Raw genomic sequence first — 22,988 nt, 5'->3', positions numbered from 1 at the left:
GGTTGGCACGAAGTTGATTGAGTCGGATTACCGGCTTAAGGTTTCGGAATCGTCGGCGTCCGCTTGGTCGCTCTGTTGTTCGCCGGGCACTTTCGCGGTCCCGTCCTGTCTGCCAGCACCCGAAGTTGAACCAGCCGCCGTATTGAAGAACGCACGGCTCCAGGTGCGCTGCACTCCGACTCGTCGCCCGGGAATCTGCCAGAAATACAGATCGTTGGCGAGCTGGCCGAAGTCCATGCCGATTCCGCGCCGTTTGAGAAGGCTGACCATGCCACGCAGCTGCCAGCGCAATCCGGAGACTGACTGCGCTTGAGCAAGCTTTGAAAGACGTTGCCACACCTTCCCCTGGTCCATCGGTTCATCGGCGCTTCCGCCGAGGAGCCGGGCGGCTGTTCCAAGTGACCGCTTGTCGACATGCATGGGTTCGGATCTGGCCTGCTGCATCGACGCGTAGGACGTCATTGCGATGTGAATTGCCGTCTCTGCGAAATCGGCTGAGTCTGCGTACTGGGACCCCGACCTCAACATACTTGGCTTAAGCTCGCGTTCCGGCAACAGATATTCGCTGATACCCCACGCTGCACCAGGATCCCCCGTGGTCGCGGCACGCAGCTGCGCAAGCACGGCCCGAGCATCTGGACTGCCCTCGAGGAACTGCTTTTGGAGGTTTACAACCTTCGGAATGACGAATGAGCTGGGTAGATCGGACCGCATCGTCGTTGCTGATTCATTTCCTGACATCTGTCTTCTCCTCATAGGCAAGTGGGAGGGTCTTGCGGAGCCCGCGATGGAAGTAGCTCAAAGCGATATCAGTGGTGAGCCACTTGTTGGTCTCGACGTCGATCACCCGCCCGAAGAACGACTCGACTCCGGCTTCCAGAGCAAGTTGATTCGCGAACTCGACAGCATCCTGACGGAGTGACTGTTGCCAGGTTCTTCGGGCACGATGCCATTCACTGACAGCGTGCATTTCATCGAGCCACGCGTGGAAGAGCTGGCCGAATCGAAGGTAGGCCTCCTCGCGCGCTTCTCCCCGCATAGTCTCGGCGGAATCGATTCCGCGCGCCTTGGCGAGATTCGCGGCAAGGGTGCCGACGTACCAAGCAACCGTGTCGGCGTCGTCGATGGCATGGATGACTGTCTGAGCGGCATCGATCGCACCTTCTTCGAGCAGAAACGGTGGCACGGTGAGGGAATCGCTGACCAGATCGGCGTAGGTTGCCGACATGTTCCCGTACTCCACTCCATAGAGTTCGATGTTCGGCATCAGCTCTGGCGGTAGGACAGCGTGTTTGTGCAGCTCGCCGATCCACCGGAGAACACCCGGTTCCCGAAAGCGGGGCTGATCATCGGTTCTGTTCTGAGCCCGAGTCGGAAGCCATGCTGCAAAGCTGCGCCACACTGCCTTGGTCGGGTCAACCATTCCCGGCATGAACACAGTAGTGCCGAATTTCGACGACTGTGGTTTGCTGTATCGCCAGGTCATCATCGGATCGAGCGAATCGCGGTTCTGCTCACGGAGAGGATCACCGTAGGTCAGCACGATGCCCACGACGTCGCTGTCGTCGAAGACAAGACGGATTCGCCTGGACTGCCAGGTATAGACCTGAATGAATCCGCGCGGCTGCGCTGGCTGATCGAACTCTTCAAGTGGGCCCGGATGCGAGCGCTCCCACGGCGGAAGATCATCGCTCCCGCTGATGACGAACTGTCCATCCGCTCCGATGAAGTTGAGACGAAGTGTTTCGCCGAGGTTGATTCCACCGGCGACGAGAATCTCGCCCTTACCTGCCCATCCCGTTCCCAGCGGATAGACTCTGCCGCCCTTGGCTCGAGGGTCCCGACGATCGGGAGTCTTGATTCCCGACGGATCGTACGCCTGAGCGTGAATCACCCAGCGGGCGGCTTCAGCCGCGGACATGCGGTGCAGGCTGTTCGGTCCCCGTTGAGTGAACATCTGAACGTTGGCAGGGAAGTCGGCGACTACCGCGTCAAGTCCCTTGATTTCGCCAGTACTTGGCCCGAGGTCTGCCACTTGAAAGAAGGGCTGATCGGGGTGGCACAACCAGAATCGATCGTGATGCTCCGTCAGATACCGTGACACCGCATCTCTCACGAGTTCCCAGTCCGTGCATTTCGCGAGCCAGTCGTTCGGGCTATCCGGCAGCCCGAGCGCTCGACACATGACGGCAATGACTACACGGAGGATCGCCGGACGCATGGTCGGGAGTTCTCCTTGGATCTGCCGGATCGACTCGGCCTCATCGAAGAGCCCGCTCAATGAAAGAATCGTTTCGGTGCCATCGACGTTGAGAACGGGGATCCAGGGTTCGTCGACGAGGTTGAAGAACGGTTCAGTCGGAGTATTCACCTCCTCGGTTATCTGTCCTGTTGTCTGTTGGGTGCTCATGCTGGGTATCCTCTCTGTGTCGTGGTTCGGATCTGAAGAGTGCTTCGGAACGATTGGGCAGTCGGGGTCAGTATTGGTTTCATCAAGGAGCGAACTGTTCGGCATTTCTGGTGACTGGAGATGCGGAGAGACCCTGCTCTTTGTCATAGGTGACGTACCATCCGCCAACTTGACCCTGGTAAGTCGTTACCGATGGGTCCTTGGCCTCGACTTCGATTTCCTGAGTGCCTATAGGTTCGGACTGCGGGGCGAGAGGGAGGACGAGTTGGCCTCGGAGCAATGGCGACTGCTGCCAACTGGCCACACCAAGCTTTTCGAGTTCAGCAATGACCGCATCACCGGCTGTTCCTCGTGACATGGCGAAGGGAAGTCTGATGGATGAGTTGGCGACCGCCTCGGCGATGTATCGAGGGACTTCCGTATCTGTGGGGATCGGAACCCCGCCCGACCGCGGCAACCAGTCAAGAGTCCGCCAACCGGTTCCGTCGGTGAGAACGAGAAGGACTTCTATGGACTCGGAACCATCACGAACGCTGCCTCGCTCGCGGTTGTGAGGGTCGACGTCCTCAGGGTCGCCGTCGTTGTCATTCAGCCAGTCGTCGAGTCCGTGAATGTCGAAATCGGGCTCGGTTGTCCATCTCTGGGCAAGATCACGCAATTCGGCGTGCTTGCGTTCGGCTTGCACTTGAGCGTTCAGCATCGTCGGACCCCAGGTTTCGGGACCCAATGGTTCTGCGCTGTAGACGGAGTGAACAAGGGCTGCAACATCATCCGGAGAAGCTACGATGCCGTCAGGACATTGCGACCTCAATGCGGCTAGTGATCTCAGGAGCAGGTGTTCGCCGTAGATGGATACCGAATCTCGGACGAAGCACGGTACTGCAGAGGGAACCGCTTCGTCAGTTTCCTCACGGTTGATTCCGGTGATGAAGCACAGCGGGTCTGCGAGGGTTCTTGGTCGTTTGCGTTCTTGGTGACGATGAACACGACCGAGGCGCTGGATGAGGAGATCAATGGGGCAGAAATCGGTGAACATGGCATCGAAGTCGATGTCCAGACTCTGCTCGAGGACCTGGCTGGCCACGACGATGGAAAAGGCCGGCCGTGAAGTGCTCGTTCTCCCATATCGTGCAAGGAGCTCTCGATCCTTTGCGGCCCGATCTGAGGCGGCAAACCGAGAGTGGGCAACTGTCACAACGTCATCTCCAAACTCCTGACGAAGAAGTTCTGCTGTGTCTTGAACGCGGGTGACGGAGTTGCGGATGACCGCGAAGCACCCTCCGTCGTGGCTCAGAGTTCGCAGTTCAGCGATCAGCGTTTCATTGTCATCGGAGATCTCGTGCACCTCGACTGTTCTCGAACTGCCTCGCGCAATTGGCACAGTGGTTTCTGTCGAGCTCGAGACAACTGTGAGTGCCGGGTAGACGGCTTTGCTCTTATCAGGCTCGTGTGGTTTGCCAAGCGGGTCGTCCTCGCTGGGAGCGGTGAGAGCCGACGAGTCGGAATCAGCCGCGGAATTCCGATTGGAACGCAATGAGAGCCCTCGCCTGTAGGCATGGATGAGCTCCCGCTTCTGGCCGGGCGGCAGAGTGGCAGTGAGGACGACGACCGGAACACCCCACCGACCAAGCCACACGAGAACCTTGGTCAAGAACAGCCTCATTGTTGAATCCGCTGCGTGGACTTCGTCGATGATCACAACCTTGTCGGCCAGCCCACTGTGTCGAAGCATGAGGTGTCGTGATCTCATCGCCCCCATGAGCAGCTGATCGACTGTGCCGATGACGAAGTCGGAAAGCAGTCTCTTCTTGCGTCCGCTCAGCCAGGCATGGGTGCCGGGCTTGAGCCGTTTGGGTGACCTGCCGTTGCTAACATGGTTGTCCCATTCGTCCTCAACTTGAGAGTCATCAGGCAGGTGGCCGCCGAGGTGTAGTCCGACCACGTCGTTCACGTAATCCGCGCCCTCGCCGAGACGTTTGTTGCTCGTATCCGTGTCACTGTCGGTGAGCCGACCGATTTTCTGCCAGTCTCGGTTGAGTGAGGCTTTGCCGTGAGCCAGGCTCAGCGACACTCCCGGCGCAGCGCCGGCGCTGACCAGATTGGCGACCCATGGAGCGAATCGAGAGAACATGCCGTTGGTGGTGGCTTGGGTGGGCAATCCGAAGAACACGCCCGACGCTCCGGTGGCCCGCGCCAGATTTGCTGCCGCCATCAATCCCGCTTCAGTCTTACCGGCCCCAGTTTCGTCCTCGAGGATGATCAGCGCGGGTGAACGTAACCCTATCGTCGCTGCGTGTGCCGCCTGTTGCCCTGACGATGCACTCGCGGAATGAGGAAGGTCGAACATGGAGTGTAGGGCCTTGTCCGCTGAGTTGGGCGGTACTGATACCCAGAGAGAGGGTAGGCGGATGTCATTCCACGCGTTGGAGGCTCTGGTTGTTGAGGGCTCGCACAGACCGATGTTCTGGTCAGGGTCAATGAGTGGGAAATTCGTGTGGTCAGACGCGATCCAATCTGCCTCGACGACGATGCTAGAGAGAAGGCTAAGGGCGCCTCGGTCCACGAGAAATGCACTATCGCGCCAAAGGTCTGCTCCGAGGTCGAGCCCGCTTTCGTCTATCAGCGCCAGTACGAGGTCACGCTGAGTCCGCGGCCAAGGTGTTGATTCGACACCGAGCAGAGCAGTTTGCTTCGTCGAGACGATGTGGCGCGCGGCAAGCGCACCGTTAGCTGTCATACCGTGGTGGGCACCGAGGATACTCGCGAACTGGTGAACGATCGGGAAGAGTCGACGCTGAGTCTTCGGTTTGATCCGCTGAAACGCACTGCCTGACGAGGTTGGTGTTGTCAGGTCGAAAAGTCCGAACTCTTCGCCGAGTGTCCTCGCAACAATGATCTCTGACGCCAGCGAGTGGGGAAACTCCGACTGACTTGCGACTTCTTGGCAGTCGCTGATGTTCAAGGTTGAAGAACCGTCAGCCGCCAGACGTGAAGTCTGATCGTAGAGGCTCTGTGCACGGTCTTGTGACTGTGCCTGGAAGTTCGGCCCGGCCTTACCAGTGTCGTGCAATGCTGCGAGAAGCCAGACCAGCGCTTCCAGATCGATTGCTTTCGGAATCGCGGCGTCGAGAACCGCGAGTTGTTGCCGCGACTTCCGATGGCGGAGAAGCAGGCACGCGATCTCTGCCGTGTCGCGAAGATGAACGGGCAGAGGGAGCCAACCGATGAGCTCCTTGGTTTCAAAGTCGTTGAGAGTCTTCGCCCATAACAGGTCAGCGAGGGGGAGCTGGACGGGGTAGATCACGAGGTGCTCCTGTGGGTCGAGGACCTAGTACCGATACCGATAGACAATAGTTACAAGTTAAGCGAATGGGTATGGATCATCTTGTCTGCTTCGGAAGTAGTTGTCAAGGGCAAAATGTGCGCTGCATCACTTCTGTTGGTTGTTCATGCAGGTTAGCGTGAGGCACGGACTTGACACTGGGCGCTGGCAAGTTCAAGGGAACTCGCCGGGACACTCATCTGTGCAAGACCGTACGCCGGAAGAGCGGGCGCGTATCTTCACCATTTGCATCGGGCCGAGGTCTGCAATTCTGTTGCGAGCGCCGGGCCGTCGAGGCGATCAGTTTTTCGACCATGGGCCGATCAGGTATCAAGGACACGGACTCTATGGGCGTTCGAATCATCCCCGCGAGTGCGGGGAGCACCACCATCCAGGAACCCCTGACGTCCCGGCCGTGGGATCATCCCCGCGAGCACGGGGAGCACAGGGGGGGGCGGTGGCCACGGCCGCGTGCCATCGGATCATCCCCGCGAGCGCGGGGAGCACTCGCTGCCCCGATGTGACCGCGACCCCCGCATCGGATCATCCCCGCGAGCGCGGGGAGCACTGGAAGCCGGAGGCGGGTTCTTTGGTCCCGGACGGATCATCCCCGCGAGCGCGGGGAGCACAACCACGCCTACACCCCGGCGGGCCGCACCTGGGGATCATCCCCGCGAGCGCGGGGAGCACAGGACGCCGGAAAGCACGGTGCAGCCGTCTCCCGGATCATCCCCGCGAGCGCGGGGAGCACGTGAGCGTGAGGAACTCCCTGCCACCGGCCGAGGGATCATCCCTGCGAGCGCGGGGAGCACCCCGCCGCCGATCGCGAACGCCGCGTCAATGGCGGATCATCCCCCCGAGCGCGGGGAGCACCCCAAGTCCGGGTCGTCGAGGTCGTCCTGGTACGGATCATCCCCGCGAGCGCGGGAGCACGAGGACTCACCCCCACCGCCGTTGCCCGCAACCGGATCATCCCTGCGAGCGCGGGGAGCACGCGCTCGAGTCCATCGAGATCCCCGTCAGCGACGGATCATCCCCGCGAGCGCGGGGAGCACGGCGTGCCTCGGCGGGCGTTGGAGTCCCAGTTGGGATCATCTCCGCGAGCGCGGGGAGCACGAGTCGCGCCGCGCGCTCGTGCTCAAGTCGATCGGATCATCCCCGCGAGCGCGGGGAGCGCATGGCGGCGAGGATGAGGACGACGACGGGCCCGGGATCATCCCCGCGAGCGCGGGGAGCACCACCTGATCGAGGTGGCTTGCAGGGAGGACACGGGATCATCCCCGCGAGCGCGGGGAGCACGCGGCGGCGGATCCGAGGATCATAGACAGGCGGGGATCATCCCCGCGAGCGCGGGGAGCACATCGACACCAGCAACGGAGCCGATATCGGGGACGGATCATCCCCGCGAGCGCGGGGAGCACGACGGGAGCACCAGCACGCTGGCGATGGAGGAAGGATCATCCCCGCGAGCGCGGGGAGCACGCCTCCCCGGACTGGGTTTAGGCCGTGTCGGACGGATCATCCCCGCGAGCGCGGGGAGCACAGGTGCCGCGCCGAGGTCGAGTGGTGAGCGTGCGGATCATCCCCGCGAGCGCGGGGAGCACCCCCGACACCGACCCGGACGACATCTGTGACGCGGATCATCCCCGCGAGCGCGGGGAGCACCACCTCAGCGCACGCGCCCGCACCATCCTGGGCGGATCATCCCCGCGAGCGCGGGGAGCACGAGTTGGAGACCCCGGCGGACATGCCGACGCCCGGATCATCCCCGCGAGCGCGGGGAGCACTCGCCGCCGCCGACCCGGTTGCCCTGGTCGCGCGGATCATCCCCGCGAGCGCGGGGAGCACCTGTCGGCGATGTTGCCCGGATTGGTGGAGAGGGGATCATCCCCGCGAGCGCGGGGAGCACAAACCATCCTCCCAGTGGCGCGACTGCGAGACAGGATCATCCCCGCGAGCGCGGGGAGCACCACGAGACGATGGGCGCGTGCGCGCGTGGACAAGGATCATCCCCGCGAGCGCGGGGAGCACCTGGGTGGTCGATGGGGCCGGTGATGGTGACTGGGATCATCCCCGCGAGCGCGGGGAGCACCGTCCGCGAAGAAGTCGCCCGCCAGGCCAACCCGGATCATCCCCGCGAGCGCGGGGAGCACGCGGCGGCGGCCTTGAGGATCATGGACATTCGGGGATCATCCCCGCGAGCGCGGGGAGCACTCAACCAGTGCCAGAAAGCCGCGCTGTCCCTGCGGATCATCCCCGCGAGCGCGGGGAGCACCGTCCGCGAAGAAGTCGCCCGCCAGGCCAACCCGGATCATCCCCGCGAGCGCGGGGAGCACGTCACCGTAGTCCCCGATGGTGTGTCGGTCGAGGGATCATCCCCGCGAGCGCGGGGAGCACACGGTTTTGCCCTGGCAGGCATCGGCGATGCGGGGATCATCCCCGCGAGCGCGGGGAGCACTTTCGGGCGGACCTTCTTCGACGTGCCGTGCGGGGATCATCCCCGCGAGCGCGGGGAGCACCCGCTGTGGTTGCCACTTCCAGCCTGGTAGGGCGGATCATCCCCGCGAGCGCGGGGAGCACGAGGAGGACGCCTCTCTTCATCGGCGGCTGATGGGATCATCCCCGCGAGCGCGGGGAGCACTCGACGATCTGCGCGGCAGCCTTGTTCGCGGCCGGATCATCCCCGCGAGCGCGGGGAGCACCTCTTTTCGATTTCCGTCGCCTGCGGGGCCAGCGGATCATCCCCGCGAGCGCGGGGAGCACGTCACCGACGATGCGCACCGACAGGACGGCTGAGGATCATCCCCGCGAGCGCGGGGAGCACGGCCCGACGGGTGGGCAGCTGTGGAGCCATAGGGGATCATCCCCGCGAGCGCGGGGAGCACGTGAGTACACCGTCACCTCCGAGGGAGTCGTCGGGATCATCCCCGCGAGCGCGGGGAGCACACTCAGTAGGCGTGGCGGGCGACGACGGCCCAGAAGGATCATCCCCGCGAGCGCGGGGAGCACTTGGACTCTCCGACGACGACGGGGTCGGGTACCGGATCATCCCCGCGAGCGCGGGGAGCACTACCGACCCCGACCCCGACGACATCTGCGATGCGGATCATCCCCGCGAGCGCGGGGAGCACGGTGTGATGTTCTGGTAGCCCGAGGAGGGAAGGGGATCATCCCCGCGAGCGCGGGGAGCACCGGATCTGCGACGGCTCGATCCACCGCCCGTGCGGATCATCCCCGCGAGCGCGGGGAGCACGGTTGGCCCCGCCGCAACATTCGCGCTCAACCGGGATCATCCCCGCGAGCGCGGGGAGCACGCGGAGAGACCGCGCACCGGGTCTTGCAGAGCCGGATCATCCCCGCGAGCGCGGGGAGCACGTAGGCGATGCGTTTCGTCATGCCGAAGAGTCCGGATCATCCCCGCGAGCGCGGGGAGCACACCCTCTGGGCGATCCTCGGCTCGACGGGGCCGGGATCATCCCCGCGAGCGCGGGGAGCACGCGAACGTCCGGTTCGAGGACACCCAGTCCGGGGGATCATCCCCGCGAGCGCGGGGAGCACGGGTCGGGTCTCGCTCTGTTCTTCATGTGCGGGGGATCATCCCCGCGAGCGCGGGGAGCACTGTGCCCGGGACGTGGAGATCTCGAACAACGCCGGATCATCCCCGCGAGCGCGGGGAGCACTTCTGCGGTGAGGAGTACCGGAGCGTGAAGCTGGGATCATCCCCGCGAGCGCGGGGAGCACGCGCCTGGCCACGAAGGTGTGGGGCTCCGAGGCGGATCATCCCCGCGAGCGCGGGGAGCACTCGGTGAGATCTTCGGAGGCGTACACGGGTTCCGGATCATCCCCGCGAGCGCGGGGAGCACGACGCGAAGGATCTCGTGAAGATCCGCCACACCGGATCATCCCCGCGAGCGCGGGGAGCACGAGGGCGCGGAGCTTCGCCTCGGCGTCGTCGCCGGATCATCCCCGCGAGCGCGGGGAGCACGCCGAGACGCTACGCATTGAGCGGGCGGAGCTGGGATCATCCCCGCGAGCGCGGGGAGCACAGTCATCGCCTCAGCGGCACTGGCGATGACGGGGGATCATCCCCGCGAGCGCGGGGAGCACCCAGTGAGAGCGGTCTTCCACTGGTCGCGGTGCGGATCATCCCCGCGAGCGCGGGGAGCACCAAGGGGGCTGGAGGTTCGCCTCGTGCACCGCCGGATCATCCCCGCGAGCGCGGGGAGCACCTCGTTGAGGAGGCGGTCGTCGCATCGCTGGTCGGATCATCCCCGCGAGCGCGGGGAGCACCGGCAGGTCGCCACCCTCGTCCTCCCCCAGCAGGGATCATCCCCGCGAGCGCGGGGAGCACGCGGTGATCTCCCAGTACAGGTTGAACGTGGTGGGATCATCCCCGCGAGCGCGGGGAGCACAACCTCGACGAAATCCAGGTCGAACGTCGGTTGGGATCATCCCCGCGAGCGCGGGGAGCACGAGTAGATGATCTCCGAGGAGTTCCGGTAGTTGGGATCATCCCCGCGAGCGCGGGGAGCACGCACGAGGCTACGGTCGTCGTCACCGTCGCACCGGATCATCCCCGCGAGCGCGGGGAGCACGGACACCCCGACAGGCAGGGGGGAGCCGATGACGGATCATCCCCGCGAGCGCGGGGAGCACTCGGAAGATCATCACTCCGCAGCGGCGGTAGTCGGATCATCCCCGCGAGCGCGGGGAGCACTCGCCGTCGACGGTCATGGCCGAGCTCGGCGTGGGATCATCCCCGCGAGCGCGGGGAGCACGAGGTGGTCGGGTTCACGTCCGACCGTCGTGGGGGATCATCCCCGCGAGCGCGGGGAGCACTCTGCGCGCTGCACGTACCCGCCCAGGTCGCCCGGATCATCCCCGCGAGCGCGGGGAGCACGTTCACCGGGTGCACGCGCGCCCCCCGTAGGCGGGATCATCCCCGCGAGCGCGGGGAGCACCTTGAAGAGCAAATCCGTGAAATGAAAGAGGACGGATCATCCCCGCGAGCGCGGGGAGCACGAAAACGCGGACCTCAAGGCTCAGCTTCAGGCGGGATCATCCCCGCGAGCGCGGGGAGCACCCACCGCCACGCTCAAGGCTCTCGCTGGGGAACGGATCATCCCCGCGAGCGCGGGGAGCACCTATTCGCCGCCTCGATTGGGGCGGTGCCCGTGGGATCATCCCCGCGAGCGCGGGGAGCACATCTTCGTGGAGCTCCGCGACAAGAGGTGCCAGGGATCATCCCCGCGAGCGCGGGGAGCACACGACTTTGCTCTTCTCCCGCTGATACCAGCTCGGATCATCCCCGCGAGCGCGGGGAGCACCAGGCCCGCAGGCTCGACCCAGGGACGGCGATCGGATCATCCCCGCGAGCGCGGGGAGCACTAGGTGTTCGAATCTCCGGGGATACTCGCGGTCGGATCATCCCCGCGAGCGCGGGGAGCACGCGTCGTTTCCCGGCCTGGCCTGCGGTGGAGGCGGATCATCCCCGCGAGCGCGGGGAGCACCAGGCCCGCAGGCTCGACCCAGGGACGGCGATCGGATCATCCCCGCGAGCGCGGGGAGCACCATTCGGCGCATATGGTCCTCATGGTTCGGTCCGGATCATCCCCGCGAGCGCGGGGAGCACGAAGACCTCGACTCCGGTGCGCACGGATTTCCGGGATCATCCCCGCGAGCGCGGGGAGCACGCGTCAGGTCAGTCGGCGAAGGAAATCGCGGACGGATCATCCCCGCGAGCGCGGGGAGCACGACGGCTGGCAGCTCGTCCGGCGCGAAGATGTCGGATCATCCCCGCGAGCGCGGGGAGCACTTGATTCGAGGCTGTGTTCGATCCTCTCGAGCCGGATCATCCCCGCGAGCGCGGGGAGCACACTGTCAGCGGGAAGGCTGGTCGAACCGTGACCGGATCATCCCCGCGAGCGCGGGGAGCACTCGGGCTGGCACGGGTCCGGCGGGGTGTTCTCGGGATCATCCCCGCGAGCGCGGGGAGCACCACATCGGTGGGCGCGGGTAGCTGTCATGGGTGGGATCATCCCCGCGAGCGCGGGGAGCACTTGAGGGTGGTGTCCAGGTCGAGAGTCCACCCCGGATCATCCCCGCGAGCGCGGGGAGCACGTCGGGGGTGTACTTCTCACTCATGGTCGTGCCGGATCATCCCCGCGAGCGCGGGGAGCACGGGGCTGTAAACGTAACGGGCAGCTTGTCGACCGGATCATCCCCGCGAGCGCGGGGAGCACGCGGTGAGCTTCTTCGCCGCCTGCTGATACGACGGATCATCCCCGCGAGCGCGGGGAGCACGGTACTGCCGTGTTCGACCGCACTGACGGCCTGGGATCATCCCCGCGAGCGCGGGGAGCACTCCTCCTCCATGAATCGATTGTTGTAGTCGTTCGGATCATCCCCGCGAGCGCGGGGAGCACATCATCGCGGCCATGCCGCTGAACTCATGCTGCGGATCATCCCCGCGAGCGCGGGGAGCACCTCGCCCTCGCATACGAGCAGCAGACGGCGAACGGATCATCCCCGCGAGCGCGGGGAGCACAGGTCACCGGACCTGTTGTTCACGTCGCCGATGGGATCATCCCCGCGAGCGCGGGGAGCACACGACGGCGGCATCGAACTCGTGCTGTCCGGCCGGATCATCCCCGCGAGCGCGGGGAGCACCTCGACCAGGCGGGTGTGTCGGCTGGTTCTGACGGATCATCCCCGCGAGCGCGGGGAGCACATCGTCACGTCCCCGGTTGGCCTGGTCCCGGTGGGATCATCCCCGCGAGCGCGGGGAGCACATGTCGCTTGGGCGCGACTGTGCTTGGCACGAAGGATCATCCCCGCGAGCGCGGGGAGCACTTCATCAAGATAATCAGCGATACCAGGGTAGTCGGATCATCCCCGCGAGCGCGGGGAGCACGGATTATTGCTGAATACCTTGATGCCGATGGGGGGATCATCCCCGCGAGCGCGGGGAGCACCCGTCGTCCGTGGCTGTGATGGTGTCGGGAATGGGATCATCCCCGCGAGCGCGGGGAGCACGCTGAGTTGGGGATGTCGACGAACGTCCAGTACGGATCATCCCCGCGAGCGCGGGGAGCACGCCGCAACCACGCGTTCACGTAGTCATCGGAGGGGATCATCCCCGCGAGCGCGGGGAGCACTGCATTCCCCCTTGGGTGGGGACGTAGGTGCGGGGATCATCCCCGCGAGCGCGGGGAGCACCTCATCGCGATGGTGGAGGCAGTGCTGGGGGTGGGATCATCCCCGCGAGCGCGGGGAGCACGTCGACCTCAGCGTCGACCTGGACGCCCACCGGGGATCATCCCCGCGAGCGCGGGGAGCACGTCGTCGCGAGCAACGAGATTGCCTGCATGGCCGGATCATCCCCGCGAGCGCGGGGAGCACGGCGGCGGGTGCGTGGGGCGGTTCTCGCACCTCGGATCATCCCCGCGAGCGCGGGGAGCACTTCAAAGACCCCCAGCCGATCAAGCTGGGGATCGGATCATCCCCGCGAGCGCGGGGAGCACCCCCGGGATCTTGACGTTGAGGACACTGAGCTGGGATCATCCCCGCGAGCGCGGGGAGCACACTTGCTGATCTGCAATAATCTTACCCGTGTCGAGCTACTTCCATGAGTTTTGAACGGGCCCGACATTGCAATGCCATCAGCGATTTCGGCTGCGCCTGTGCCTCGTTCCGTTCACATCATGGTCGACGAAATCAGACCTACGACTGCCGTCCGCCCTGTGCTTGACGCGCCAATGATGGTCAGAGAGTTCGACGACGTTTCGCGGAGAGTAGACTGCGTGGCGGACTCGGCGTAGCGCGAATCGCTTTCCCGGCATGTTGACGCCGGGATGACCCGAGTTAGAAGTTGGCTGTGGCCGACAGTCGACCTTTTTCCCCGCCTCAGCGGGGATGAACGCGGCGCCTCAACACCTGACATCGAGCGTTGAGGCGCCGCATGCGTCAGCGAGGAGAGCTCCAAACCAGCCGCCTCAGGACCCCCGTTTGATCCACTCCTCGAGGCTCGGCTTCTCCGCCTCGATCGACGTCGCGTCGCCGTGGCCGGTGAGGACGACCGTCGGGTCGGGCAGGGTGAACAGGCGGTCCCTGATCGACTCGATGATCGTCTCGAAACTTGAATGCGAGCGGCCCGTCGCCCCGGGTCCACCGTTGAAGAGGGTGTCCCCGGAGAAGAGCACCGGACCGACGGCTGCTCCCGCTCCCGCCGAGGCGGGCACCGGCATCCCGGTCTCGATGAAGAAGCTCGTCGACCCGGGGGAGTGGCCCGGGGTGTGCAGGGCGCGGATCGTCACCCCGCCGACGCTCCACGTGTCCCCGTCGGCGATCTGGCCTTCGGGCCGGTAGTCGTCGTAGGTCATGTCCCAGAGCACGTAGTCATCGGGGTTGAGATACACCGTCGGGTTGCCCACGCGCTGCGCGAACTCACGGACGACACCCACATGATCGTCGTGACCGTGGGTGAGGAGAACGGCCTTGACCTCTCTCGCACCGACCGCCTCGGCGATGGCATCGACATCATGGGCCGGATCGATGACGATGACCTCCGAGTCATCCCCGACGATCCACACATTGTTGTCGACATCCCAGGTCCCGCCGTCGAGCGAGAACGTCCCGGAGGTCACGACATGCTCGATCGCGGTCACGGGAACACCACCACCGACCGCAGAACCTCGCCCCTGCCCATCTTCGCGAATGCCTCCTCGACGTCGCCGATGCCGATGCGCTCGGTGACGAACTTCTCCAACGGCAGGCGCCCCTGCTCGTAGAGGTCGACGAGCATCGGGAAGTCCCGTTCGGGCAGGCAGTCGCCGTACCACGACGACTTGAGCCTCCCACCGCGACCGAAGACGTCGAGCAGCGGCACGCTCAGCTCCATCTCCGGAGTCGGCACACCGACGAGGACGACGGTGCCGGCGAGATCACGGCCGTAGAACGCCTGCCGCCACGTCTCGGGCCGACCCACCGCGTCGATGACGACATCGGCGCCGAACCCGTTCGTGCGCTCCTGGATCGCGGCGACGACCTCGTCCTCGCTCATGCCCCGCGTGTTCACCGTCTCGGTCGCCCCGAGGTCCTTCGCCCACGCAAGCTTCCGGTCGTCGATGTCGAGGGCGATGATCGTCCCAGCACCTGCCAGACGCGACCCGGCGATCGCGGCGCAGCCGACACCGCCGCAGCCGATGACCGCCACGGACTTCCCGCGGGTGACCTCACCGGTGTTGATGGCCGCACCGATGCCGGCCATGATGCCGCACCCGAGCAGCCCGACGACCGCCGGATCCGACTCGTCGACCTTCGTGCACTGTCCGGCAGCGACGAGCGTCTTCTCCGCGAACGACCCGATGCCGAGCGCCGGAGTGAGCTCCGTGCCGTCGGTGAGCGTCATCTTCTGCTCGGCATTGTGCGTATTGAAGCAGTACCACGGCTCACCGCGCTTGCACGCCCGACATTCGCCGCACACCGCACGCCAGTTGAGGATGACGAAATCGCCGACCTTCACGTTCGTCACCCCCTCGCCCACCTCGGCGACGACACCGGCCGACTCATGGCCCAAGAGGAACGGGAAGTCATCCGAGATCCCGCCCTCACGGTAGTGGAAGTCCGTGTGGCAGACCCCGCACGACTGGACGTCGACGACGACCTCGCCGGGACCGGGGTCGGGAATGACGATGTCGGTGAGCTCGACGGGGGCACCCTTGCTCCGTGCGATGACGCCCTTGACGGTCTGTGGCATTGCGCCTCCTAGGGGAGATCGGCGGCGACGACAGCGACGCTGCGACACGTGCCGATGGACTGTTCGTACGCTTCCCACCCTAACCACGCATCCCCACCCGCGACCAGCACGTCCGGATGGCGTGCGGCCGGTGCCGAATCGCCGAGGTGGGGGAGGGTTCGCGACGGGTGCGGACCGGGGTGGGGATGGGTTGTCGTCCGTCGCCGAGGCGGCACCGGGCGTCGCGCGACCGCTGAGTCGTCCGCGGACAGCGAAGCGGGGCGCCTCCCGAAGGAGACGCCCCGCCTGAACGCTGTCAAGAAGTCCCGGTGCGCAGGACATGTGCACCGCGCTCGGACTTCTTCCTCGCGGTCACTGTGGGTCGAGGACCACTGGTGCGACGACCACTGGTGCGACGACCACAGGTGCGACGACCACTGCCGCGAGGATCAGGAGATCACTCCTGATCCGGGTGCTTGCGCAGATGCACGATCGCGGCTGCCAGACCGCCCCAGACCGTGACCATGGCGATGATCATCATGACGATGGCTGAAGTTCCCATCAGTTCCCTCCCTGCGTGGTCTCGTCCGCTGCGTGGCGCCCGGTGGGACGCTTGATCTCTTCGGCAACGGAATCGGCGATCGCCTCGTCGGCCGCCTCAAGTGTGCGCCTGGGCCACTTGATGAGCGAGAGGACGATCGAGATGACGATGAGCAGACCGATCATGCCCCAGCCGAAGACGCCGATGAGCGTCGCCGGGTACTCGCCGTAGCCCTCGTTCGCATACGTGATGATCTGGACGATGAGCATGTAGAGGAGCACCAGAGTGGTGACTCCGCCGAGGATGATCATCCAGAACCAGCCCACCTTGAAGCTCGAGATCGCGTTGAGATGATCCCGGAGCACCGGCAGCTGACGGGCGAACCAGCCGACGACGATGAGGCCGACGACGGCGGCACCGACGATGCCGATGTTGTTCGCGAAGGCATCCATCGTGTCGAGCACATAGAGCGCGGTGACCGTCGACATGAGCAGGATCGAGACGATCGCCATGACACCGCCGACGAGGAGGACCGAGGCCTTGTTCCCGACCCCGAACTTCTCACGCAGCGCCTGGATGGGCACCTGAACGATCGAGATGAGCGAGGTCAGACCCGCGAAGACGAGGCACGCGAAGAACGCGAACCCGAAGAGCCCGCCGCCGGGCATCTCGGAGATCAGCGTCGGGAAGGCGACGAAGGCCAGGCCGATGCCGCTGGTCGCGACGTCGGAGACCTGCGCGCCCTGCGCCGCGGCCATGAAGCCGAGTGCCGCGAAGACGCCGATGCCGGCGAGGATCTCGAAACCGGAGTTCGAGAACGCGACGACGAGACCCGAACCGGTGAGGTTCGTCTTCCGCTTGAGGTACGACGCGTAGGTGATCATGATGCCGAACGCGATCGAGAGCGAGAAGAAGATCTGGCCGTAGGCCGCGATCCACACCGCCGGGTTCGCCAGTGCTGAGAAGTCCGGTGTGAAGAGGGCGTTGAGGCCCTCGGCCGCACCGGGCAGGAACAGCGCCCGGATGACGAGGGCGAGGAAGAGGACGATGAGCAGCGGGATGAAGATCTTCGAGAAGCGCGCGATGCCGTCCTGGACGCCGAGGAGGAGCACCGCGAGAGTGATCACCCAGACGGCGATGACGAGCAGGAGGATGGTCGGCACGAACTCCATGGAGACCCCGGGGTCGCCCATCTTGAGGAAGCTGCCGAAGAAGTACGTCTCCGCATCGTCTCCCCACGCCTGGTTGAGCGAGAAGAACATGTATGCGCCGGCCCAGCCGATGATCGCCGCATAGTAGATGGCGATGACGACGGCGACACCCGTCTGGAACCAGCCGATGGGCTCAGCGACCTTCGTCGCCATGCGGAAGGCCAGCGGAGCCGAACCCCGCGAACGGTGACCCATCGCGTAGTCGAAGAAGAGCAGCGGGATACCCGCGGTCAGCAGTGCGACGAGGTAGGGGATGATGAAGGCGCCGCCGCCGTTCTCATACGTGACATACGGGAAGCGCCAGATGTTGCCGAGGCCGACAGCCGAACCGATGGCCGCGAAGATGAACGCGCCGCGGGTGGCGAAGACCTCCCTCTGGGGTGTGGATGTTGACATGATGACCTTTCGTTTCACGCCGCACATGGGCGTCGGTGCCACATGGATGCGGATGATTGCCCACCAGCTTACTGGGAGTTGTTTGGGAACAGTGCTCCGCATCACGTGTCGTGGGTCACAATTCGGCACCGATTCGATCATCGTCATACGGACCCGGGATCGGGCACCTGACCAGGACCACCTCGGCGGGGATGGCCGGTAGACTTGGGCGGGTGACTATTGCTCTGTACAACACCGCCTCCCGGACCACCGAAGACCTCCGACCCGTCGTCGACGGCCACGTCGGGATCTATGTCTGCGGCGCCACCGTGCAGGGTCAGCCGCACATCGGGCACCTGCGCTCGGCTTCGGTCTTCGATGTGCTGCGCCGCTGGCTGCTCTACCGCGGCTACTCCGTCACCCTCATCCGCAACGTCACCGACATCGACGACAAGATCCTCTCGAAGTCCGTCGAGGAGGGTCGTTCGTGGTTCGAACACGCGTTCCTCTACGAACGCGCCTTCACCGCGGCCTACGACGCACTCGCCGTGCTCCCGCCGAGCTACGAACCGCGCGCGACCGGCCACATCACGGAGATGCACGAACTCATCGAGCGTCTCATCGATGCCGGTCACGCCTACCCTGCCCTCGACGGCAGCGGTGACGTGTACTTCTCGACGACCTCGTGGCCGGACTACGGGGAGCTGACGAACCAGCGCCTCGACGACATGGAGCCGGCCGAGGACTCGGACATGCGGGGGAAGAAGGACCCCAGGGACTTCGCGCTGTGGAAGGCCCACAAGCCCGGCGAACCGGAGAGCGCCTCGTGGCCGTCCCCGTGGGGACGCGGCCGACCGGGCTGGCACATCGAATGCTCGGCGATGTCGACGAAGTACCTGGGCCCGCACTTCGACATCCACGGCGGCGGCCTCGACCTGCGCTTCCCGCACCACGAGAACGAACTCGCGCAGTCGCGTGCGGCCGGTGACGCGTTCACGAACATCTGGATGCACTCGGGTCTGCTCAACGTCGGCGGCGACAAGATGTCGAAGTCGCTCGGCAACTCGATCTTCGCCTCCGACCTGTTCGCGCAGTTCAGCCCCATCGCCGTCCGCTACTTCCTCACGAGCGCTGGCTACCGTTCGGTGCTCGAGTACTCGCCCGAGGCGATGGAGCGCCAGACCGCGTCACTCGAGCGTCTCTCGAACTTCCTCGACCGTGCCCGACAGGCGCTCGGCGAGGACGCCCCGGCCCTGCCGAACGTCGAATCCGCCTACGCCGACCGCAGCGTCGACGTGCCCGTCGAGTTCGCGGCGGCCCTCGACGACGACCTCGGTGTGCCCCGTGCCCTCTCCGTCGTCTTCGCCCGCGTCACCGAGGGCGCGAAGCTCCTCGACTCCGGTGCGGACAAGCCGGGCCTGGCCCGGATCGTCGCCGAGGTGGAGCTCATGCTCGACATCCTCGGCGTCAATCCCAGCGCCGAGGTGTGGGGCAGCGGCGAGGACGACGCACCTGCCGCGGCCGCCCTCGACGCCCTCGTCGGGGACCTTGCGCGCAAGCGGATCACGGCGAAGGCGGAGAAGGACTACGCGACCGCAGATGCGATCCGCGACGAACTCGCCGCCGCCGGCATCGCGATCGAGGACACCGCCGACAGCTACCGCTACCATCTCAAGAACAGCTGACCCTGCCCGACGCATCGGGACACTGACGGCAGCACCGACGAACCAAGAGGACTGACATGGCATCGAATCCACGCTCCGGCGGGTCGAAGAAGAAGGGCCCGCCCAAGGGGTCGGGCGGCAAGAACCGCCGCGGGCTCCAGGGCAAGGGACCGACGCCCAAGGCCGAGGACCGCGTCTACCACAAGGCGCACAAGGCCGCGCAGGCGAAGAGGGCCGCGAACGCCTCGGCGCAGGCGAAGCGGAAGAAGAAGGAGCTCGGCCCGAACATGGTCGCCGGGCGCAACTCCGTGCTCGAAGCGCTGCGCGAAGAGGTGCCGGCGACCGCACTCTACGTGGCCAGCCGCATCGACTCCGACGACCGGGTCAAGGAGGCCATCGCGCTGGCCGCCGGTCGCGGCATCGCGATGCTCGAGGCCAGCCGCTCGGACCTCGACCGGCTCACCGACGATGCGATCCACCAGGGCATCGCCCTGCAGATCCCACCGTACGAGTACGCCGACCCGCGCGACCTCCTCGAGTTCGCGGCCGAACGGGCCGAGACCCCGCTCATCGTCGCCCTCGACGGGGTGACCGACCCGCGCAACCTCGGCGCCATCGTCCGTTCGGTCGCGGCCTTCGGCGGACACGGGGTGATCATCCCCGAACGTCGTGCCGCGTCGATGACGGCTGCGGCCTGGAAGACCTCGGCCGGTGCCGCCTCGCGGATCAAGGTCGCCCAGGTCGTCAACCTCGCCCGCGCGATCGACGAGCTGAAGAAGCAGGGCGTCTTCGTCGTCGGCCTCGACATGGACGGCGACGTCGACCTGCCGGAGCTGAGCTTCACCACTGACCCGCTGTGCATCGTCGTCGGCTCCGAGGGCAAGGGACTCTCCCGCCTCATCGCCGACAAGTGCGACCAGATCGTCTCGATCCCGATCGCCGCCACCACCGAGTCGCTCAACGCCGGCATCGCCGCGGCCGTGAGCCTCTACGAGGTCGCCCGCGCCCGCCGCGGGTGATCCATCCCAGCAACCCAGAGGGCGCTGAGCCACCCTGCGCAGGGTGGCTCAGCGCCCTCTGGGTTGCTGGAAGTGAATGTCGGCGGCGCTGACTCGCCGGCCGGCCCGGCGGCAACAGGGTCGCCGCCGGCCAGCAGTGCGCTCAGGCGGCAGTGCGCTCAGGCGCTGAGGCTCGTGCGGTAGTCAGCGTCGCTCATCGTGCCCACGCGTGAGTGGCGACGACTGTAGGCGAAGTAGATGAGGACGCCGACGAGCATCCAGATCCCGAAGACCGCCCAGGTGATCCCGCTGAGGTTGAGCATGAGGAACGCACACGCCAGTGCGCCGAGGATGGGGATCGTGTACCCGAGCGGCGCCTTGAAGGAGCGCTCGAGCTCCGGCTTCGTCACGCGCAGGTAGATGACGGCGACGTTGACGAGGCAGAACGCGAAGAGCGTGCCGATGCTCGTCGCGTTCGCGAGCTCGCCGAGCGGGATGAGTGCGGCCGTGATCGCCACGAGGGTCCCGGTGACCAGGGTGCCGATGAGCGGGGTTCCCGTGCGCGGGGAGACGACGCCGAAGAAGCGCGGCACCATGCCGTCACGCGACATGGTGAGCAGGATGCGCGACTGGCCGTAGAGGACCGTGATGACCACGGAGAAGATCGCGAGCACCGAGGAGGCCGCGAAGAGGAAGACCGCGAAGTTCGACTGCGTGATCTCGTGGACGATCTGGACGAGCGGCGCCGTGGTCGTCTCGAGGCCGAACCACTCCCAGTTCTTGGCCCCGACTGCGGTGACCGCGACGAGGACGTACATCGAGGTGACGATGACCATCGAGAGGATGATCGCCCGCGGCAGATCCCGCTTGGGGTTCTTCGCCTCCTCGCCTGCCGTCGAGGCGGCGTCGAAGCCGATGTAGGAGAAGAAGACGATCGAGGCGGCCGCCGTGACACCGGCGGCGCCCATCGGCAGGAGCGGTTCGAAGTTGCCGGCCTTGAACGCCGTGAACGCGACGATCGAGAAGAAGACGAGGATGCCGATCTTGACGAAGACGATGACCGTGTTGACGACACCGGACTCCTTCGCCCCCCGCATGAGGAGGATCGTCGCGAGCGCCACGACGATGAGCGCCGAGAGGTTGATGACCCCGCCGGGCTGGTCGGGACCCGAGGCCAGCGCGGGAGGCAGTTCGACGCCGAAGATCCGCAGGGTCTCGTTGACGTAGTCGGCGGCACCGACGGCCACTGCGGCCACGGAGACCGCGTATTCGAGGACGAGGCACCAGCCGCAGACCCAGGCCACGCCCTCACCGAGGGTCGCATACGTGTACGAGTAGCTCGAACCGGACACCGGCACCATGCCCGCCATCTCCGCATAGCTGACCGCCGAGAGCAGGGCGGTGATGCCGGCGAGGATGAACGCGATCCACACGCCGGGTCCCGCGATCGGCACGGCCTCGCCGAGGATGACGAGGATTCCCGTGCCGAGGGTGGCGCCGACGCTGATCATGGTGAGCTGGAAGATGCCGAAGGTGCGCCGCAGCTCCTGCGAATTCGCGTCCTCGGTGTCCTTGATCATGCTGGTGATCGACTTGCGGCGTCCGAGCTGACGGACGATTCCTGGGCGCTGCCCCGACGGTGGTGCAGGCGTAGTCTGCGGAGAACTCATTGAGCCATTGTCACATGGTCCCGGGAGACCTCCGTCACGCAGGTCCCCTCTGCCCCGCCCGGCTCATGGGCGCACGCGTCGAACCTCCAGGCCAGACCCTCACACCTCGGGTGTGAACCGTCCGTCGTGGGCCATCCAGCCGCCGTCGACGAGCAGGGAGCTGCCCGTGACGTACGCCGAGGCGGGGGAGGCGAGGAAGAGCACCGGACCGGCGATCTCGTGGAGTCGACCCCACCGGCCGAGCGCCGTCTTGTCCGCATACGCGTCCCACCACCGCTCATCGGCCTTGATCTGCTGGGTCAGCGGTGTGTCGAAGGGACCGGGGAGGATCGCGTTGACCCGCACCCCGTCCGGTCCGAGTTCGCTCGCGAGGGTCTTCGTCAGCTGGACGACCCCGGCTTTCGCCGCCGCGTAGAGACCCTGCCCGGGTTCGACGGTGATCGCGCGGAAGGACGCGAAGGTGACGATCGAGCCGCGACCGCGTTCGGCCATCGCCGCACCGAATCCGCGCATGAGCCGGTACGTGCCCTTGAGGTTGATGTCGATGACCCGGTCGAACTCGTCGTCGGTCGTCGTGGTCAGGCGTTTGCGCACGTTGGCCCCGGGGGTGACGACGAGGATCTCGGCGCCGGGGTGGGCGGCGACGAGGGCGCTGACCGAGTCCGTGTCCGTGATGTCGAGGACGGCCGCCTCCGCCGGCTCCGCGCGTTCGTGCCGACCGTGGGCGCCATCGTTCGCCGAGGTGGTCCCGACGTCCGAGCCTCCTGCCCGGGCGGCGATGAGGCGGACGGTCTCCTCGGCGCCGGCGGCGTTGAGGTCGGCGGCGACGACGTGGGCCCCGGCGTCGGCGAGGCCGAGCGCGCTCGCCTGCCCGAGTCCCGATCCGGCCCCGACGACGACCGCGGTCCGCCCGGAGAGGTCGAAGAGGCCGGGGATCGAGGGATTGTCGGCGTTCGTCGGCATGGGACGTCCTTCCTTCCGGCCGTCATGGCCGGGCGAAACAGGGTGCGCGCTGCATCGTTGCAGATCCGAGCACCGAAATCACGGGTGGTCAGGCCAAG

The 22,988-nt window shown here is 65.9% G+C and carries 11 protein-coding genes and 2 CRISPR repeat arrays; of the genes, 2 read left to right on the top strand and 9 right to left on the bottom strand.

Going from position 1 to position 22,988, the window contains the following annotated elements:
• Positions 1 to 27 precede the first annotated feature (27 nt).
• From casB to AACX88_RS06850, 7 genes are all read right to left on the bottom strand, one after another.
• Positions 28 to 741, bottom strand: coding sequence for a type I-E CRISPR-associated protein Cse2/CasB (casB, locus tag AACX88_RS06880; RefSeq protein ID WP_339392303.1), 714 nt, complete (start codon positions 739 to 741; stop codon positions 28 to 30).
• Complete coding sequence (gene casA / locus AACX88_RS06875) at positions 728 to 2,410, bottom strand: type I-E CRISPR-associated protein Cse1/CasA (protein WP_339392302.1); 1,683 nt, start codon at positions 2,408 to 2,410, stop codon at positions 728 to 730. The genes casB and casA overlap by 14 nt, the downstream gene beginning before the upstream one ends.
• 82 nt (positions 2,411 to 2,492) lie before the next feature.
• Positions 2,493 to 5,714 carry a CRISPR-associated helicase Cas3' gene (cas3, locus tag AACX88_RS06870; protein WP_339392301.1) on the bottom strand — a complete coding sequence of 1,074 codons (3,222 nt, stop codon included), beginning with the start codon at positions 5,712 to 5,714 and terminating at the stop codon, positions 2,493 to 2,495.
• Between the two features lie 375 nt (positions 5,715 to 6,089).
• Positions 6,090 to 6,605: a CRISPR direct-repeat array (repeat unit 28 nt; unit sequence GGATCATCCCCGCGAGCGCGGGGAGCAC).
• A gap of 92 nt (positions 6,606 to 6,697) precedes the next feature.
• Positions 6,698 to 13,316: direct repeats of the CRISPR family, unit length 28 nt; unit sequence GGATCATCCCCGCGAGCGCGGGGAGCAC.
• A 410-nt stretch (positions 13,317 to 13,726) separates the two neighbouring features.
• Positions 13,727 to 14,398, bottom strand: coding sequence for an MBL fold metallo-hydrolase (locus tag AACX88_RS06865; protein ID WP_339392300.1), 672 nt, complete (start codon positions 14,396 to 14,398; stop codon positions 13,727 to 13,729).
• Positions 14,395 to 15,489, bottom strand: a complete 1,095-nt coding sequence (locus AACX88_RS06860) for an S-(hydroxymethyl)mycothiol dehydrogenase (RefSeq protein WP_339392299.1) — start codon at positions 15,487 to 15,489, stop codon at positions 14,395 to 14,397. Before AACX88_RS06860 ends, AACX88_RS06865 begins: the two co-directional genes overlap by 4 nt.
• A 436-nt stretch (positions 15,490 to 15,925) precedes the next feature.
• The gene (locus AACX88_RS06855; RefSeq protein WP_339392298.1) at positions 15,926 to 16,030 is read right to left on the bottom strand and encodes a methionine/alanine import family NSS transporter small subunit; all 105 of its coding nucleotides are present in this window, start codon (positions 16,028 to 16,030) and stop codon (positions 15,926 to 15,928) included.
• Positions 16,030 to 17,616: a sodium-dependent transporter gene (locus tag AACX88_RS06850; protein WP_339392297.1), complete on the bottom strand. Its 1,587-nt coding sequence runs from the start codon at positions 17,614 to 17,616 to the stop codon at positions 16,030 to 16,032. Before AACX88_RS06850 ends, AACX88_RS06855 begins: the two co-directional genes overlap by 1 nt.
• 212 nt (positions 17,617 to 17,828) lie before the next feature.
• On the opposite strand from AACX88_RS06850, the gene cysS reads away from it, so the two are divergent.
• Positions 17,829 to 19,280 carry a cysteine--tRNA ligase gene (gene cysS / locus AACX88_RS06845; protein ID WP_339392296.1) on the top strand — a complete coding sequence of 484 codons (1,452 nt, stop codon included), beginning with the start codon at positions 17,829 to 17,831 and terminating at the stop codon, positions 19,278 to 19,280.
• 56 nt (positions 19,281 to 19,336) lie between these two features.
• The gene (gene rlmB / locus AACX88_RS06840; RefSeq protein WP_339392295.1) at positions 19,337 to 20,278 is read left to right on the top strand and encodes a 23S rRNA (guanosine(2251)-2'-O)-methyltransferase RlmB; all 942 of its coding nucleotides are present in this window, start codon (positions 19,337 to 19,339) and stop codon (positions 20,276 to 20,278) included.
• A gap of 158 nt (positions 20,279 to 20,436) precedes the next feature.
• Here rlmB and AACX88_RS06835 read toward each other — a convergent pair whose 3' ends face one another.
• Both AACX88_RS06835 and AACX88_RS06830 read right to left on the bottom strand, forming a co-directional pair.
• Positions 20,437 to 21,927, bottom strand: coding sequence for an amino acid permease (locus AACX88_RS06835; RefSeq protein WP_339392294.1), 1,491 nt, complete (start codon positions 21,925 to 21,927; stop codon positions 20,437 to 20,439).
• A gap of 99 nt (positions 21,928 to 22,026) precedes the next feature.
• Positions 22,027 to 22,890 carry an SDR family NAD(P)-dependent oxidoreductase gene (locus tag AACX88_RS06830; RefSeq protein ID WP_339392293.1) on the bottom strand — a complete coding sequence of 288 codons (864 nt, stop codon included), beginning with the start codon at positions 22,888 to 22,890 and terminating at the stop codon, positions 22,027 to 22,029.
• Positions 22,891 to 22,988 lie beyond the last annotated feature (98 nt).

It is taken from the genome of Brevibacterium metallidurans (genome assembly GCF_037101285.1).
GTDB classification, from domain to species: Bacteria; Actinomycetota; Actinomycetes; order Actinomycetales; family Brevibacteriaceae; genus Brevibacterium; species Brevibacterium metallidurans.
The sequence above is the reverse complement of the archived record's forward strand: the minus strand, read 5'-3'. Positions and strand labels throughout refer to the sequence as shown.